We start from the raw sequence: 15872 nt of genomic DNA, 5'->3' as shown, positions 1-15872 counted from the left end.
CGCGAGGCCGATATGACCATGCCCCTGACGAAAAACGACATTGCCGCGCGCGAGCTTGCGCCGCGCGACGAGATCGACGATCTCTACTTGCGTCGTCGCACGCCGCTGCTCATTAAATATAAAGCGCAAATTTCGGCTTTCTTTGCGACGGTTCTGCCGCCGCTCGTCATGAGCGGCCTCATTCTCCTCGTCTGGCAGCTTCTGTGCGCCAGTCCGGATTCGGCCCTGCCGTCGCCCGCGCGCATCTGGAGCGAGGCCAACGATCTTATCCTGCATCCCTTCTTCATTAACGGTCCGCAGGATATTGGCCTCGGCTGGCGCGTGCTGACCTCGCTTCAGCGCGTCGCCGTGGGCTTTGGCCTCGCGGGCGTCGCCGGCGTCATCCTCGGCGCTTTCATCGGCCAGTCGCAATGGGCGACGCGCGGCCTCGATCCGATCTTCCAGGTGCTGCGGACCGTGCCGCCGCTCGCCTGGCTGCCGATCTCGCTCGCCGCCTTTCGCGACAGCCGCCCCTCGGCGATCTTCGTGATCTTCATCACCGCCATCTGGCCGGTCATCATCAACACCGCCGTCGGCGTGCGCAATATTCCGCAGGACTATCGCAACGTCGCCGCCATCTTGCGGCTCAACGCGCTCGAATTCTTCTTCCGCATCGTCGCGCCCAGCGCCGCGCCTTACATCTTCACGGGCCTACGCATCGGCGTCGGCCTCTCCTGGCTCGCCATCGTCGCGGCGGAGATGCTGACCGGCGGCGTCGGGATCGGCTTCTTCATCTGGGATGCTTGGAATTCGTCGCGCCTGCCCGACATTTTCGTCGCGCTTCTCTACATCGGCCTCACCGGCTTCATCCTTGACCGCGTCGTCGGCTTTGTTGGCGGGCTGGTCACGCGCGGCGCGCAAGCGAGCTAGCAGTTTTTCGACATTAAGCTGGAGTAACGCCATGTCCGGTTTCCTCAAGATCGAAAACGTCGACAAGAGCTTCACGCGCGGCGCCGCGACGACAAAAGTGCTGGAGAATGTGAGCCTCAAGGTCGAAAAGGGGCAATTCGTTTCGATCATCGGCCATTCCGGCTGCGGCAAATCCACGTTGCTCAACATCGTCGCCGGGCTGCTTTCGGCGACGAGCGGCGGCGTCATTCTGGAGGAGCAGGAAGTCAACGCGCCCGGGCCCGACCGCGCCATGGTCTTCCAGAATCATTCGCTGCTTCCCTGGCTTTCCACTTACGACAATGTGCGCCTCGCCGTCGACAAAGTGTTCCGCAAGGTCGCGACGCGCGCCGAGCGCCACCAACGCACGATGCGCATGCTCGATCTCGTGCAGATGGCGCACGCCAAAGACAAAAGGCCTGGCGAAATATCGGGCGGCATGAAGCAGCGCGTCGGCATCGCCCGCGCCCTCGCGATGGAGCCGAAAGTGCTGCTGCTCGACGAGCCTTTCGGCGCGCTCGATGCGCTGACGCGCGCGCATTTGCAGGACCAGGTGATGGCGCTGCAGGCGAAGCTCGGCGCGACCGTGATGATGATCACTCATGACGTCGACGAGGCGGTGCTGCTCTCCGACCGCATCGTGATGATGACCAACGGCCCGCGCGCGACGATCGGCGAAATATTGCCCGTTCCGCTCGCCCGCCCGCGCGAGCGCGTCGAACTCGCGGTCGATCCCGTCTATCTCGAATGCCGCCGGCGCGTGCTGCAATTCCTCTATGAGCGTCACAGCTACGTCGAAGCGGCATAGGGAGCGGCGAAAATGAGCGAACCGCTCGTCATCATCGGCAACGGCATGGCGGCAGCCAAGCTGGCGGAGGAATTGTCGCGCGTCGCGCTGGGGCGCTACGCGATAGCCGTGGTCGGCGAAGAGCCGCGCCTCGCCTATAATCGCGTGCTGCTCTCTTCCGTTCTCGCTGGCGCGGCGAATGCGCGCGACATCGAGCTTCATCCCGCGCATTGGTGGCGCGACCGCGGCGTGACGCTGCGCTACGGATGCAAGGCGATGGCGGTCGACATGACGGCCCGCGAAGTGCGGCTCGCCGACGGCAAGCGCATCGCCTTTTCCAAACTCGTCTTCGCCACGGGTTCGCATGCGACGCGCCTGCCGCTCGCTGGCGCGAACCTCGACGGCGTTCATGTCTTTCGCGACTGCGCCGATGTCGACGCGCTGTCCGAACTCGCGCGCACGAAAAAGAAAGTCGCCGTCATCGGCGGCGGCTTGCTCGGCCTTGAAGCCGCCTATGGGCTGGCGCGCGGCGGCGCGGACGTGACGCTCATCCATGTGATGGACCGGCTGATGGAGCGCCAGCTCGACGCGCCCGGCGCCGCCCTGTTGAAAGAGCTTGTCGAAGCGAAGAACATTCGCGTCCTCTTGAACGCCAATACGGGCGAAATCCTCGGCGAAAAGCGCGTCCAGAGCCTGTTGCTGGCGGATGGCCGGCGCCTTGACGCCGACGCCGTGATTTTCGCCGTGGGCGTGCGGCCGAATATAGACCTCGCGCGCGCGGCGGGCGTTTCGACCGAGCGCGGCATTATCGTCGACGACGATCTTGCGACCAATATTGCTGGCGTCTATGCGCTCGGCGAATGCGCGCAGCATCGCGGCGTGTGCTACGGACTTGTCGAGCCGGCCTATGAGCAGGCGCGCGCGCTCGCCGCCGTTCTCGCCGGGCGCGACGGGCGCTACGCGGGAAGCCTCGTCGCCACCAATCTCAAGGTCTCTGGCGTCGGCGTCTTTTCCGCCGGCGATTTTCTCGGCGGCCCCAGCGCCGAAATCATCAGCTATTCCGATCCCCGCGCCGGAATCTACCGCAAGCTTGTTATCGAAGCGGACCGGCTGGTCGGCGCCGAACTCGTCGGAGACACGTCCTTCGCGCTCGACTATCTCGCGCTCATGCGCGCCGGCGCCGATATTTCAAACCGGCGCGACGCGCTGATGTTCAGCGCGGACGCGCCGATCCAAAAGGCCGCGTGACATGTCCGCCGACTTCACGCCCGATCAGAAACGCTATCTCGAAGGCTTCGCCGCCGGCCTTGGCGCCTCTCGCGCCGGGGGTGGCAAATCGCCGGCCGCGGCGGCGACGCCCGCGCCCATGGGACCCGATCGCGCGCATTTCGCCGCGCAGGATCGCGTCGCGGCGGAAGGCCGCAAGCTGACGGATCAGGAGAAATGGAAGCGCGAGGAGCATCCTTTCGACGCTTATCCCCGCCTCGTCAAACAGGCGCGCGACAATGAGGCGCCGAAGCCCCCCGACAATTTCCGCTGGCGCTATTACGGGCTCTTTTACGTCGCCCCGGCGCAGACCGCCTATATGTGCCGGCTGCGCATTCCAAACGGCGTTTTGACGCATTGGCAATTCGCGGGGCTCGCCGATCTCGCCGAAAATCTCGGCGGCGGCTATCTGCATGTGACGACGCGCGCCAACATCCAAATACGCGAGATCGAGCCCAGGAACGCCGTCGCGATGATCGAAGGCGTCGAGGCGCTCGGACTTTGGAGCAAGGGCGCCGGCGCCGACAACATCCGCAACGTCACCGGCACGCCGACGGCCGGCGTCGATCCACAGGAGCTGCTCGACACCCGTCCCTATGCGCGCGCGCTGCATCATCACATCTTGAACGATCGCTCGCTCTATGGCCTGCCGCGCAAATTCAATATTGCGTTCGACGGCGGCGGAATGATCGGCGCGCTGGAAGACACCAATGACATCGGCTTTCAGGCGGTTGAAATCGGCGAGGGCGCCGGCGTCGCGCCGGGGGTCTATTTCCGGCTCATGCTGGGCGGCATCACCGGCCATAAGGATTTCGCCCGCGATACCGGCGTCTTCGTCGCGCCGGAAGAAGCGATCGAGATCGCCGACAAAATCCTGCGCGTCTTCATCGACGCCGGCGATCGAACCAGTCGCGCCAAGGCGCGCCTCAAATATGTGCTCGACGCCTGGGGCTTCGACAAATTCCTCATCGCCGTCGAGGAAAAACTCGGGCACAAATTGCTCCGCGTTCCGCAAGAAGCGATGGCGCCGCGACCGAAACAGGATCGCGCCGCGCATATCGGCGTCCACAAGCAGAAGCAGCAAGGGCTGAACTGGATCGGCGTCGCGCTGCCGCTCGGCCGCCTGACGCCGGCGCAGACGCGCGGCCTCGCGGCGATCGCCCATGAATTCGGCGATGGCGAATTGCGCCTCACCGTCTGGCAAAACCTGGTGCTCACCGGCGTCGCGGACGCAAATATTGAAAAGGCTTGCGCAGCCATAGATGCGCTGGAATTAAAGACGCAGGTCTCGGCGCTGCGCGCCGGACTCGTCGCCTGCACTGGAAATTTCGGCTGCCGCTTCGCCGCCGCCGACACCAAGCGCCACGCCGAAGAGATCGCCGCTTTTTGCGAAGAGGCGGCGCCGGTCGAGACGCCGATCAATATTCATCTCACCGGCTGTCATCATTCCTGCGCGCAGCACTACATTGGCGACATCGGCCTGCTCGCCGCGCGCGTCTCCGTCAATGACGAAGGCGATACGGTCGAGGGATACAATATCCTTGTCGGCGGCGGCTTCGCCGAAGACGCCGCCATCGCCCGCGACCTTTACGCGAACGTCAAGGCCGAAGACGCGCCTAAGACCGTCGCGCGCCTGCTGCGCGCCTATCTCAAGCATCGCGACGATGCACAGGAGACATTCGCCGCCTTCGCGCGCCGGCTCGAGGCCGACGACTTGCGACGCCTTGCGAATGGGGAGGCGCTCGTATGAATCAGATAACGCCTCCCGAAATGATCGAGCTCGTCCCGGAGTCGGCGCCTTTCTCGCCGGAGCAGCGCGCATGGCTCAATGGCTTTTTCGCCGCGCTGATCGCGCCGGATCAATCCGCCGTCACGCCGCTGAGCGCCGAACAAAACGCCGCCCTCCTATCGGCGGGCGACGACGGCGCGGCGCCTTGGCATGACCAGTCGCTCGCGCTCGACGCGCGTTTGAAACTCGCGGAAGGCCGTCCGCTGCGGCGGCGCATGATGGCGGCCATGGCGCAGCAGGATTGCGGCCAATGCGGCTATGATTGCGAGAAATACGCCGACGCCATCGCCGCGCGCCAGGAAGAGCGTCTCAATCTCTGCGCTCCGGGCGGAAAGGAAACGGCGCGGCAGTTGAAAGCGCTGTTCGAGGAAATGAACAAGGCCCCCGTCGCCGCGCCGGCGATCGTGGAGAAATCGGAAGCCGCGCGCCCCGCGCAGCCCGGATGCGCGCGCCAAACGCCGACGAAGGCGAAATTCCTGTCGCGCCGGCGACTGAACAGGGATGGCTCCGAAAAGGAGACCTGGCACGTCGAATTCGATCTCTCCGAAAGCGGCGTCGATTACAAACCCGGCGATTCCTTCGGCGTCTTCGCCAAGAACGAACTCGGTCTCGTCGATCAGATCATCGCCATGCTCGGCGCGTCGCATGTCACGCCGGTGCGCGGCAAGACGCTGCGCGATGTTTTGTGCGAAGACTGTTCGCTCTCGCCCGCGCCCGACGCCCTCTTCGAATTGATCTCCTACCTCATCGGCGGCGAAACGCGCGAAAAGGCGCGCCTCCTCGCGCAGGGCGAAGACCCAGACGGCGACGCGGCGACGCTCGACGTCCTCGCCGCCTTGCGGAAATTTTCGAGCGTCCGCCCGCACGCGGAAGCTTTTGTCGAGGCGCTGGAACCGTTGCAGCCGCGCCTTTATTCCATTTCCTCGTCGCCCAGGGCGACGCCGGGGCGCCTGTCGCTCACGGTAGACGCCGTGCGCTATGTCGTCGGCCAGCGCAAGCGCCTCGGCGTCGCTTCGACCTTCCTCGCCGAGCGTATCGCGCCCGGCGAAACGCTCCCCGTCTATGTGCAAGCGGCGCATAATTTCGCATTGCCCGACAATCCCGCGACGCCGATCGTCATGATCGGCCCCGGCACGGGCGTCGCGCCGTTTCGCGCCTTTCTGCAAGAGCGCGCGGCCATCCATGCGCCGGGCGCGAATTGGCTCTTTTTCGGCCATCAGCGGTCGACGCATGATTTCTTCTACGCCGACGAATTCGAGACGATGAAATCGATCGGCATTCTGACGCGTCTTTCTCTCGCCTGGTCGCGCGACGGCGGCGAGAAATTCTATGTGCAGGACCGTATGCGGCAGTCGGGGCGAGAGCTGTGGTCCTGGCTCGCGGACGGCGCGCATATTTATGTCTGCGGCGACGCCAAGCGCATGGCGAGGGATGTCGAGCGCGCGCTCGTCGACATCGTTGCGCAACATGGCGCGCGGAGCGCCGATGAGGCGATCGCCTTCGTCGCCAACCTCAAAAGCGCCGGCCGCTATCAGCAAGATGTCTATTGAGACGACGATGCTCGACGACGCGCCCGCGCCCATGGATCGCCTGGAGGCTTCGCGCTCGCCCGGCGGCGCGCTGCTTCAGCCGATCCGAACGACCTGTCCCTATTGCGGGGTCGGATGCGGCGTGCTTGCGACGCCGGACGGCGCAGGCGGCGCGAAGGTCGCGGGCGACCCGAGCCATCCGGCGAATTTCGGCAGGCTGTGCTCGAAGGGTTCGGCGCTCGATGAAACGCTCGGACTCGACGGACGATTGCTCCATCCCATGCGACGCGGCGCGGACGGCGCGCTGCGGCGCGTCGCATGGGAAGAGGCGCTCGACGCCGTCGCTGCAGGCTTTCAGCGCGTCGTCGACCGGCATGGGCCTGACGCCGTCGCCTTCTATCTATCCGGCCAATTGCTGACGGAAGATTATTACGTCGCCAACAAGCTGATGAAAGGCTTCATCGGCTCGGCCAATGTGGACACGAATTCGAGGCTCTGCATGGCTTCGACCGTCGCCGGCCACAGGCGCGCCTTCGGCGCCGACGTCGTGCCGGGCTGCTATGAGGATCTCGACCTAGCGGATTTGATCGTGCTCGTCGGTTCGAACGCCGCATGGTGCCATCCGATTCTCTTTCAGCGCATGTTGCGCAATAAGGAGACGCGAGGCGCAAAGCTCGTCGTCATCGACCCCAGGCGCACGGCGACGGCGGAAGCCGCCGATCTTTTTCTCGAAATCGCGCCGGGAGGGGATCAGGCGCTCTTTTGCGGCCTCCTCGCTCATTTGAGTGACGCCGGCGCGCTCGATTCAGCCTTCATCGACGCTTACACGAAAGGTTTCGACGACGCGCTCATAGGGGCGCGGCGCATCTCGCCGACCATCGCCGCGACCGCCGCAAGCGCGAAACTGCCGGAAGCGGCGGTCGCGCAATTCTTCGATCTCTTCATGCGCACGCCGCGCGTCGTCACGGCTTTCTCGCAAGGCGTCAATCAATCGGCGCAGGGAACCGACAAGGTCAACGCCATCGTCAATTGTCATCTGGCGACCGGCCGCATCGGCAAAGCGGGCGCGTCGCCGTTCTCATTGACCGGCCAGCCCAACGCCATGGGCGGCCGCGAGGTCGGCGGCCTCGCCAATCAGCTCGCTGCGCATATGGGCTTCGACGCGCAAAGCGTCGATCGCGTCCGGCGTTTCTGGAACGCGCCGCGCATGGCGACGCGCGAAGGCCATAAAGCGGTCGCGATGTTCGAAGCGATCGAACGCGGCGAGATCAAGGCGCTCTGGATCATCGGCACTAATCCCGCCGTCTCCCTGCCCGACGCCGATCGCGCGCGAGAAGCGCTGAGGCGTCTCGATCATTTGGCGGTCTCGGACAATGTCCTCTCGAACGATACGATCAATTCCGGCGTCCATATTCTGTTGCCGGCGCAGGCGTGGGGCGAGAAGGACGGTACGGTGACGAATTCCGAGCGCCGCGTCTCGCGCCAGCGGCCCTTTCTCCCGGCGCCGGGCGAAACCCGCGCCGACTGGGCGATCGTCGCCGATGTGGGAAGGCGTATGGGCTTTTCCGGCTTCGACTACGCGGGGCCGGCCGACGTCTTTCGCGAACATGCGGCGCTCTCCGCTTTTGAGAATGACGGCGAGCGCGATTTCGATCTTGGCGGCCTCGCCGATATTTCCAACGCGGCCTATGACGCGCTGGAGCCGACGCAATGGCCGATCCGCCGTAAGGAATCGCGCGGGCGCGCGCGCTTCTTCGCCGAAGGCGCTTTCTATACGGCGACGAAACGCGCCAACTTCGTCGCGCCGGAACAGCCGGCTCTAAAGACCGAACTCTCCGCCGCGCGGCCCTTGCGGCTGAACACGGGCCGCATTCGCGACCAATGGCACACGATGACGCGCACCGGCGCGAGCCCGCGCCTTTCCCGCCATATCGCCGAGCCTTTCGTCGAGATCAATCCGCGAGACGCAGCGTCATTTGGCGTCGAGGACGGCGGATTCGCCATTGTCGCGACGGATTGGGCCGAATGCGTGCTGCGCGCGGTCGTGACCGACCGCCAGCCGCAGGGACAGATTTTCGCGCCGATCCATTGGAGCGACGAGACGGCCTCGCTTGGCCGCGTCGGCGCGCTGGTCGCGCCTTTTGTCGACCCCTATTCCGGACAGCCCGAGGCGAAAGCGACGCCGGCGGCGATCTCGCCGCGAGCTTTCGCGTTGCAGGGATTCCTGCTGTCGCGCGAGAAAGCGGCGCCGCCAGAAGACGGCTGGCGCGCGCGCGCGGCCGTCGAGGGCGGCTGGACCTATCGGCTCGCGAGCGACGCCCCGCCCCAGGCATGGCGCTCATTTTTTCGCGGCGCCTTCGGCGCGAAGGATGCGATCGAATATATCGACGATTCGCACGGCGCCTATCGCGCCGCGGCCTTCGAGGGCGAGAGGCTCGTCGCGACGCTTTTCATCGGCCCGGAGCCGATGTCCTGGGACGGCGCGCTGGCCTTCTTCGCGCTGGAACGGCTGGACGGCGCGCAACGCAAGGCGCTGCTCTCCGGTCGCCCGCCCGACGGAGTCGCCGACGATGGCCCGCTCATTTGCGCCTGCTTCGGCGTCGGCGCCAAGCGGATAGAAGCGGCGATCGGCGCTGGCTGCAAGACGGCGGCGGATGTCGGCAAGGCCCTGCGCGCGGGAACCAATTGCGGCTCTTGCCTGCCCGAAATCCGCAGGCTCGTGACGCAACCCGGCGGCTAGCGCGCGTTTATTGAATTGACGCCTTTTCTACGCCGAACCGGCGTCCACTTCGGCGGAAAATGCTCTAAGCGCCGATCAGAGGCGCTCAATAGAGCGCGGCGTCATCGAACAAATGCCACAGCGATTTTTGCAGCTTGCGGCTCGTAATGTGCGCGCCGGCGGCGCGTCGCTCAAGAACCAGTTTCTTATCGTGAAAATCTTCCATGCCCGATCGGTGGCCGACGCTAATGACGGTGGCGAAAGCCAGGTCTTCGTTGAAAAGCCGCAGCATGGATATCTGGCTCTCTTCGTCGAGCGCGGAAGTCGCTTCGTCCATGATGATGATCTGCGGCCTTTGCAGCAGCAGGCGGGCGAAGGCGAGCCGCTGACGCTCGCCGCCCGAGAGCGTCTGGCCCCACCGCCTCTCCTCGTCGAGATTTTTAATGAGATAGCCGATGCCGCAGCGGCGCATCGCGCCATGGATCATGTCTTCGGTGATTTCCTTGTCGGAAATCGAATAGAGCAGCGCCTGACGCAGCGTCCCCAGTGGGATGTAGGGCTTTTGCGGAATAAAGACGATATGCGCGTCCTTGGGCAGCAAAATGCGTCCTGAGCCCCAGGGCCACAATCCCGCCAAGGCGCGCACGAGCGTGCTCTTCCCGGTTCCACTGGCGCCGCCGACGAGCAACTTCTCCCCCGCGGGAATGACGACATTGGCGCTGGCGACCACAACTCGCCCGCAGCGATGCGCGACGGAGAGTTCTTCGATATGAATTTCGTCGTCGTCGCTGACGCCAAAGTCGATGAATTCCTTTTCTCCCATGATGACGCCGATATCGAGGCCTTCCAGAGCCTCGGTCAGTTCATCGACGCGATTGGCGGAAGCCATCCATTCGGCGACGCGCACGAAATTGTCGATGAACCAATTCAATGCGACCTGCACGGCGACGAAGGCTGATGCGAGCTGCATCACCGCGCCGAGCGTCAAGGCGCCGGAAAGATATTTGGGCGAGACCAGCACCAGCGGAATGAGCGGCACGAGCGCGCCATTGGCGCTCTGAAAGCTCGCGACGACGCCATTGCAGCGAATCTGACGCAGCCAGGCGGCGACGACCCGCTTGTAATTTTGCAGAATCGACATCAGCTCGTCGGCGTCGCCGCGAATGAGCGCGATGCTTTCGGCGTTCTCCTTCAAGCGCGTCAGTTCGGCGAGAAACTGCGCTTCCGCTTCATTCTTCTGCGAGACCGCGGCCACGAGCGGCCGACCCGCGATATAAACGAGGCCGCCCGCGGTCGCCGCATAGGCGACGGCGGCAAGGCCCAGATAGCCGGGCAGTATGAAATGCGCGCCGAAGAGATCGAACTCGAGCGCGCCGCCAATCGTCCAGAGAACGCCGACGAAAGCCGCGGCCGTCGCGACCGCAGTGACAAAGCCGACGGCGAATTCGACAAGCGGATCTATGGCGAGCTGCACGTCTTTCGCAATCCGATATTCGGGCGACGTCTGTTCGTCGGCGGCGACTTCGAGGCGGTAGTAGCGCTGATCCTCCAGCCACCAGCCGGCCAATGTTTCGGTGAGCCATTCGCGCCAATGCGTTTGCATCGTCATGCGCGCGACGAGCGCGCCGCTCGCAGCGAGTCCGCTGAAAATCACGAGCACGGGCAATAAAAGAACGTCCTGCCAAAGCGCGTCGACGCTTTTGCTCTCCAATGCGTCGAAGAAATAGCGGTTCCAGGCGTTGATGCTGAGCTGCGCCGCAAGCTGCAAGGCGATGAACAAAGCGACAAAAAAAGTCAGCAGCCACGCATGGCGGCGTGTCTCGCCGCTCCAGAATTTCAGCGCCAGCTTGCCGAAAAGCCGCCAACGGGGGCGCGCGCGCCGCTCTACGTCAGGCGCGCGGTCAAACTCCGTTACAGTTTCGTCCGCCAAGTTTAATTCGCCCTCTACTTAAGCCTTCGCTAAGGGCTGGCCCCGCAATCGGACGCGCGCCGATTACGAGCCGGCCCAACATCGACGAAAAAACTGCATTTTTAGAGTAACGCGCCAAAGCGCCGATTTGATGAAGCGGCGCAACTTTATTCGCGTCACGTGGGAAATTGGGCGAAGCAGCTTAAACTCGACACGGCGGGCGCCGCGTTGGACTGGCCGCGCTTAAGCCGCGCGCGAGGCCTTTCGCTCGAAGAACAGCGCCTGACTGATCGTCGCCTTCACCGTGTCGACCTTATAGGGCTTGCTGATGAGAAAGGCCGGCTCCGGCCGCTCGCCCGTCAACAGCCGCTCGGGAAAAGCGGTGATGAAGATCACCGGCGAGTCGAATGTCTCGAGCATCTCATTCACGGCGTTGAGGCCGGAACTGCCGTCGGCGAGCTGGATGTCGGCGAGGATCAGACCGGGCCGCTTCTTTTTCGAGAGTTCGACCGCTTCGCGATGCGTGCGCGCCACGCCGATCACGCTGTGTCCGAGATCGCGGGCGATGAATTCTATGTCCTGCGCGATAAGCGCCTCATCCTCGATGATCAGCACATCGGTCGCGACGCGCTCGGCGATCTCGCGGCCCGCCTCCCCGATGAGATTTTCGATGTCCTGCTCCGTCACGCCGAGAATGGCGGCCGATTCTCCAATCGAAAACCCTTCCACGGTGCGCAGCAGAAAAGCCTGACGCGAGCGCGGCGTGAGCAGGCTGATATTGCGCTGGGCCGCTGAAATGTCGGGGGCGGGACTCTCTTCGGTGTTGAGCGGAATCGAACTCCAGCAGGCCATGAACAAATGATACAGCCCGACTTTTGGCGGCATATCGGCCGGAAAGGCGTCCGGATCGGCGATCAGCGCCTCCAAAGTCGCCGCGACATAGGCGTCGCCGCCCTTTTGCGAGCCGCAAAGCGAGCGCGCGAACCGTCGCAAATAAGGGAGATGCGCGGCGATTTCCCGAGAAAGATTCATGATGACTCCCTATTTAACTGGCTGTGCTTCCGAGTCAAATCGGCCGAACGACGCTTCGGAAGTTGATAGTCCCGCCTCTTGCATTCTGGGAACAATTAGTGTTGTAGCGCGTTGGCTCAAGTGAGATCGTCAAGCGCGGCGGGCCCCGCGCGCGGGATGCAGCGGTGCAGAGGGGGAGAATGAGCCAGGGCGATCACGGTAACCGAGGCCGCCCCGCGGCTCCGGAGCCCCCCGCGCCTTCCTCCGAGGAACAGATGCGGGAGCAGGATATTTTGCACGAGTGCGACGGCGCGGCGCTGGACCCAATGGTTCAGGCTCAGCTTGGAAGGGTCTTTCGCGCCTATTGCGAGGATTTGATTCATCAACCCATCCCCGACAAGCTTGCCGTGCTGCTCGCGCAATTGGAAGCAAAGCAGCGCGAGAGAGAATGAGCGACGACGCCTTTGGAGCTCGCATGGTGGCGCAGATGCCCTATCTTCGCGCCTTCGCCATTTCCTTGTCCGGCTCCTATAGCCTCGCCGACGACCTCGTCCAGGAAACCCTCGTCAAAGCTTGGTCGCACGCGGATTCCTTTCAACCGGGCACGAATTTTCGCGCCTGGTTGGTGACGATCCTGCGCAACACCTATTTCTCGGACTATCGCAAGCGATCGCGCGAGGTGCAGGACTCGGACAATGTTCTCGCGGAGCAAATTCCGGTAAAGGGCGGCCAGGAAGCCAAGGCGACCATGGCCGACGTTCAGAACGCGCTGAACGAACTCCCTCCCGAACAGCGCGAAATCCTGCTTATGATCGGCATTACCGAACTTTCCTATGAGGAGGCGGCGCAGATCTGCAATGTCCCCATCGGCACGGTGAAAAGCCGCCTCAATCGCGCGCGGGCGAAACTCGCCGAGCATTTGGGACTGACCACGTTAAACGACATCGATAGCGATCCGACCGTCTCGGACCTCGCCACACGCATGCCCGGGCGCGTGGTTTAGCGCCGCTTCCCTCTCCTCCCGCCACGCTGGAAATAAGGACATTGCGCGCTATCTCATTCGCATAACCCTTGGCGCAACCACCCAATAGACAGAGAGATGGCTGAGGGGTTGAACAATGACATGCGGCGCCCGCGAACACCCAGTAGCTCTCCAATCCTCCAGGCGGCGCCCCGTACCGGCCGCTATTATGCAAGGGGCGTCCGGCGAGTGGCGCGTTTTGCGCCGATGACGGCGCTTCTCGTCACACTTCCCATACAACAGGCGGCCGCCGCGACCGCCTCGAATGACTTTGCCGACTTGCCCCTTCTCCTCTGCGCCGCCCTCGCCTCCGCGCTCATCGTCGCCTTGGCCGCCCTTTGGCGTTTGACGCAGGCGCGCGGCGACGAGCGGCGCGCGCTGCATGAACTTTCGACGCTGTTGGGCTCCGTCAAGGCGCGCGAGGCGACGCGCTGGCGGGACTCTGGCGTTTCCGAGATCGACGCCATCGCGCATTCGATTTTGGAGCTCCAGGAGCGTTTGCGCGAGAAGCGCCAGAAGCTCACCGAATTAACCGATCTGCTGGCGAAAAAATCGTGCTTGGCCAACCAATCCGACATGAATAGCCGGCTGCACGCCATTCTCGACGCCGTGCCCGTAGGGATTTTGATCGCGGAGGCGCCGAGCGGACGCATCATCGAAGGCAATCGGGTGATCGAGACGATCCTGCGTCATCCGATACGCTATTCGGCGAACACAGCGGCCTATGACGAATGGAAAGCCTTCCATCAGGACGGACGGCCCGTCCTGAGCCAGGAATATCCGCTCGCGCGCGCGCTCGCCGGGGAGGACAACCCGACGCTCGAATGCAAATATGTGCGCGGCGAAGGCGGCCTGGGCTGGATCAATATCGTGGGCGCGCCGATCCACAACGACGAAGGCGCGATCATCGGCGCGATCGTCGCCGTCACCGACATTGACGACATCAAGACGGCGGAGGCGCATCGGCGGGCGATGAGCCGCGAACTCCATCATCGCGTCAATAATGCGCTCGCGATGATTCAGGGCATCGCCAATATCACCGCGCGCACCGCCCGGGATTTCGCCAGTTTTCGCGCCGATTTTACCGAGAGGGTGCAATGTCTGAGCCGCATCTCGACTTTGCTCGTGCGAAATTCATGGGAGCTGACGCCGCTGCGCGACCTGATTGAAACCGGGCTTTTCTGCGAAAAGGACCAAGGGGCGCGGATCGAGGTTTCCGGCGAGGATGTCGAGCTGCGGTCCGACGTCGCCCTGGCGCTTGGCGTCGCGCTCTTTGAACTGCTGTCGAACGCCCAACGCCATGGTGCGCTGTCCGGCGAGGAAGGGCGCGTCGCTGTCAAGTGGCGCATCGAGCGGGAGAACGAGCGTCCGCGCCTGATGCTCGATTGGCGGGAGAGCGGCGGACCTGCGGTCGAGCGCCCGGAACGCGCCGGCGTCGGCCATTTTCTGCTCACGAGCGTTTTGGCGCGGCAAATCGGCGGCGACATTGAGCTCAGCTTCGAGCCGGAAGGGCTGCATGCCACGATATACGCCGAAATCTAGAAAAGAGCGTCGGCGATTAGATCACGTTAGATTCGGGCGAAATCGCCCAATAGAGTGATCGATTCCTATAAATTTGAGCGCGCCTCCTGCGGCGTGACGCGCAGCGCCGTGACGCGGTTGCGGATCCGGCGCATCACCTCGAAGCGGAAGCCATGATAGGTGAAGACCTGGCCGGCCTCCGGGATCGCGCCCGCTTCATGGATGACGAGGCCGGCGATGGTCGTGGCTTCCTCATCGGGCAGGCTCCAGGCCATGACGCGATTAAGATCGCGCACGGGGACGGCGCCGTCGACGAGCACCGATCCGTCGGGCTGCGGCCGCACGCCCTGCACGGCGAGATCATGCTCGTCGCGGATGTCGCCGACGATTTCCTCGAGAATGTCTTCCAGCGTGACGAGTCCCATCACCTCGCCATATTCGTCGACGACGAGCGCGAAATGGGTCTTGCGCTTTAAGAAGGCTTCGAGCTGATCTTCAAGCGTCGTCGCCTCGGGCACGAACCAGGGCGCGAACATCACGTCGTCGATGTTGATCTTAGAGGCCTCGCCGCCAGCGGCGTCGAGCGCCCGCAACATGTCCTTTGAATGCAGCACGCCGACGAAATTGTCCGGCCGCTCGCGCCAGAGCGGCAGGCGCGTGAAAGGCGACGCCAAAACTTCGCGCACGATCTGCGCGGGCGGCAGATCGGCGTCGATCGTCCGCATCTTGGTGCGATGGATCATCACGTCGGCGACATGCAGCACCTGCAGGTCGAGCACGCCGCCGAACATGTCGCGCGCGGCGCGCTCGACATTGCCTTCCTCATGCAGAATGTCGACGGCGCTCTTCAATTCATCATAGGGCGACAGCACGGTGCGGCCATGGCCGACCTCGACGCCGAAGAGATTAAGGGCGACGCGCACGATATATTCGACCCCCGCGAGAAGCGGCCCGACGATGCGCACGAAAGGCGCGATATATTTGGCGACGCGCAAGGAGGTTTCGTCGGGATGATTGATCGCGAGCGTCTTCGGCAGCACCTCCGCGAAGACGAGGAGCAGCACGGTCATGATGATCGTGGCGTAGACCGCGCCATTCTCGCCGGCGACGACGACGAGCACGCTTGTCGTGAAGGCCGAGCCGCCGATATTGACCAATGTGCCGCCAAGCAGCAGCGCGGCGATCATGCGGTTGCGCTGACGCAGGAGCCGGTTGACAGCGCTCGCGCGCTTGTCGCCCTCCTTCTCCAGCGTATGCATGCGGGCGTGCGAAGCGGCCGTGAGCGCCGTCTCCGAGCCGGCGAAGAAGGCCGAGAGAAAAACGCAGAGAATGACGATCGCGACCGCGGTCCAGATATCGACCTGCGGCGCGCCGGATTCGAAGCCATGCATGG

General features: G+C 63.9%; 12 protein-coding genes. 9 read left to right on the top strand and 3 right to left on the bottom strand.

All coding sequences use genetic code 11. The features are described from left to right. Positions 1-12 precede the first annotated feature (12 nt). Genes ntrB through V3H18_RS09320 form a run of 6 tightly spaced genes read left to right on the top strand, consistent with a single transcriptional unit; the run spans position 13 to position 9038 of the window. The gene (gene ntrB, locus V3H18_RS09345) at positions 13-909 is read left to right on the top strand and encodes a nitrate ABC transporter permease (protein WP_332081756.1); all 897 of its coding nucleotides are present in this window, start codon (positions 13-15) and stop codon (positions 907-909) included. 31 nt (positions 910-940) lie between these two features. Next, the gene (locus tag V3H18_RS09340; protein ID WP_332081755.1) at positions 941-1735 is read left to right on the top strand and encodes an ABC transporter ATP-binding protein; all 795 of its coding nucleotides are present in this window, start codon (positions 941-943) and stop codon (positions 1733-1735) included. 12 nt (positions 1736-1747) lie between these two features. Continuing rightward, positions 1748-2962 carry an NAD(P)/FAD-dependent oxidoreductase gene (locus V3H18_RS09335; RefSeq protein ID WP_332081754.1) on the top strand — a complete coding sequence of 405 codons (1215 nt, stop codon included), beginning with the start codon at positions 1748-1750 and terminating at the stop codon, positions 2960-2962. A gap of 1 nt (position 2963) precedes the next feature. After that, positions 2964-4730: a NirA family protein gene (locus V3H18_RS09330; protein ID WP_332081753.1), complete on the top strand. Its 1767-nt coding sequence runs from the start codon at positions 2964-2966 to the stop codon at positions 4728-4730. Beyond that, entirely contained in the window at positions 4727-6319 is a 1593-nt protein-coding gene (locus V3H18_RS09325) for a sulfite reductase subunit alpha (protein WP_332081752.1), read from the top strand. Before V3H18_RS09330 ends, V3H18_RS09325 begins: the two co-directional genes overlap by 4 nt. 31 nt (positions 6320-6350) lie before the next feature. After that, on the top strand, positions 6351-9038 hold the full coding sequence (locus V3H18_RS09320; RefSeq protein ID WP_332081778.1) for a nitrate reductase: 2688 nt from the start codon (positions 6351-6353) through the stop codon (positions 9036-9038). An 85-nt stretch (positions 9039-9123) separates the two neighbouring features. Here V3H18_RS09320 and V3H18_RS09315 read toward each other — a convergent pair whose 3' ends face one another. Then, the gene (locus tag V3H18_RS09315; RefSeq protein WP_332081751.1) at positions 9124-10947 is read right to left on the bottom strand and encodes an ABC transporter ATP-binding protein/permease; all 1824 of its coding nucleotides are present in this window, start codon (positions 10945-10947) and stop codon (positions 9124-9126) included. Positions 10948-11169: 222 nt separating this feature from the next. Then, positions 11170-11958, bottom strand: coding sequence for a response regulator (locus V3H18_RS09310; protein WP_332081750.1), 789 nt, complete (start codon positions 11956-11958; stop codon positions 11170-11172). Positions 11959-12137: 179 nt separating this feature from the next. Here V3H18_RS09310 and V3H18_RS09305 point away from each other — a divergent pair, with 179 nt between their 5' ends. From V3H18_RS09305 to V3H18_RS09295, 3 genes are all read left to right on the top strand, one after another. After that, complete coding sequence (locus V3H18_RS09305) at positions 12138-12389, top strand: NepR family anti-sigma factor (protein WP_332081749.1); 252 nt, start codon at positions 12138-12140, stop codon at positions 12387-12389. After that, complete coding sequence (locus tag V3H18_RS09300; RefSeq protein ID WP_332081748.1) at positions 12386-12940, top strand: sigma-70 family RNA polymerase sigma factor; 555 nt, start codon at positions 12386-12388, stop codon at positions 12938-12940. The genes V3H18_RS09305 and V3H18_RS09300 overlap by 4 nt, the downstream gene beginning before the upstream one ends. 207 nt (positions 12941-13147) lie before the next feature. After that, complete coding sequence (locus V3H18_RS09295; protein WP_332081747.1) at positions 13148-14500, top strand: HWE histidine kinase domain-containing protein; 1353 nt, start codon at positions 13148-13150, stop codon at positions 14498-14500. Positions 14501-14565: 65 nt separating this feature from the next. Here the strand turns inward: V3H18_RS09295 and V3H18_RS09290 are convergent, their stop codons facing one another. After that, the gene (locus V3H18_RS09290; protein WP_332081746.1) at positions 14566-15870 is read right to left on the bottom strand and encodes an HlyC/CorC family transporter; all 1305 of its coding nucleotides are present in this window, start codon (positions 15868-15870) and stop codon (positions 14566-14568) included. Between the last annotated feature and the right edge of the window lie 2 nt (positions 15871-15872).

It is taken from the genome of Methylocystis borbori, from assembly GCF_036576025.1.
Classification (GTDB): Bacteria; Pseudomonadota; Alphaproteobacteria; order Rhizobiales; family Beijerinckiaceae; genus Methylocystis; species Methylocystis borbori.
Note: the sequence above shows the minus strand (reverse complement) of the source record. Positions and strands in the feature narration are given on the sequence as shown.

What these genes read in the sequence shown, in the direction of transcription:
- ntrB (WP_332081756.1), top strand. Translation starts at nt 13, where the DNA reads ATGACCATGCCCCTGACGAAAAACGACATTGCCGCGCGCGAGCTTGCG.
- V3H18_RS09340 (WP_332081755.1), top strand. Translation starts at nt 941, where the DNA reads ATGTCCGGTTTCCTCAAGATCGAAAACGTCGACAAGAGCTTCACGCGC.
- V3H18_RS09335 (WP_332081754.1), top strand. Translation starts at nt 1,748, where the DNA reads ATGAGCGAACCGCTCGTCATCATCGGCAACGGCATGGCGGCAGCCAAG.
- V3H18_RS09330 (WP_332081753.1), top strand. Translation starts at nt 2,964, where the DNA reads ATGTCCGCCGACTTCACGCCCGATCAGAAACGCTATCTCGAAGGCTTC.
- V3H18_RS09325 (WP_332081752.1), top strand. Translation starts at nt 4,727, where the DNA reads ATGAATCAGATAACGCCTCCCGAAATGATCGAGCTCGTCCCGGAGTCG.
- V3H18_RS09320 (WP_332081778.1), top strand. Translation starts at nt 6,351, where the DNA reads ATGGATCGCCTGGAGGCTTCGCGCTCGCCCGGCGGCGCGCTGCTTCAG.
- V3H18_RS09310 (WP_332081750.1), bottom strand. Translation starts at nt 11,958, where the DNA reads ATGAATCTTTCTCGGGAAATCGCCGCGCATCTCCCTTATTTGCGACGG.
- V3H18_RS09305 (WP_332081749.1), top strand. Translation starts at nt 12,138, where the DNA reads ATGAGCCAGGGCGATCACGGTAACCGAGGCCGCCCCGCGGCTCCGGAG.
- V3H18_RS09300 (WP_332081748.1), top strand. Translation starts at nt 12,386, where the DNA reads ATGAGCGACGACGCCTTTGGAGCTCGCATGGTGGCGCAGATGCCCTAT.
- V3H18_RS09290 (WP_332081746.1), bottom strand. Translation starts at nt 15,870, where the DNA reads ATGCATGGCTTCGAATCCGGCGCGCCGCAGGTCGATATCTGGACCGCG.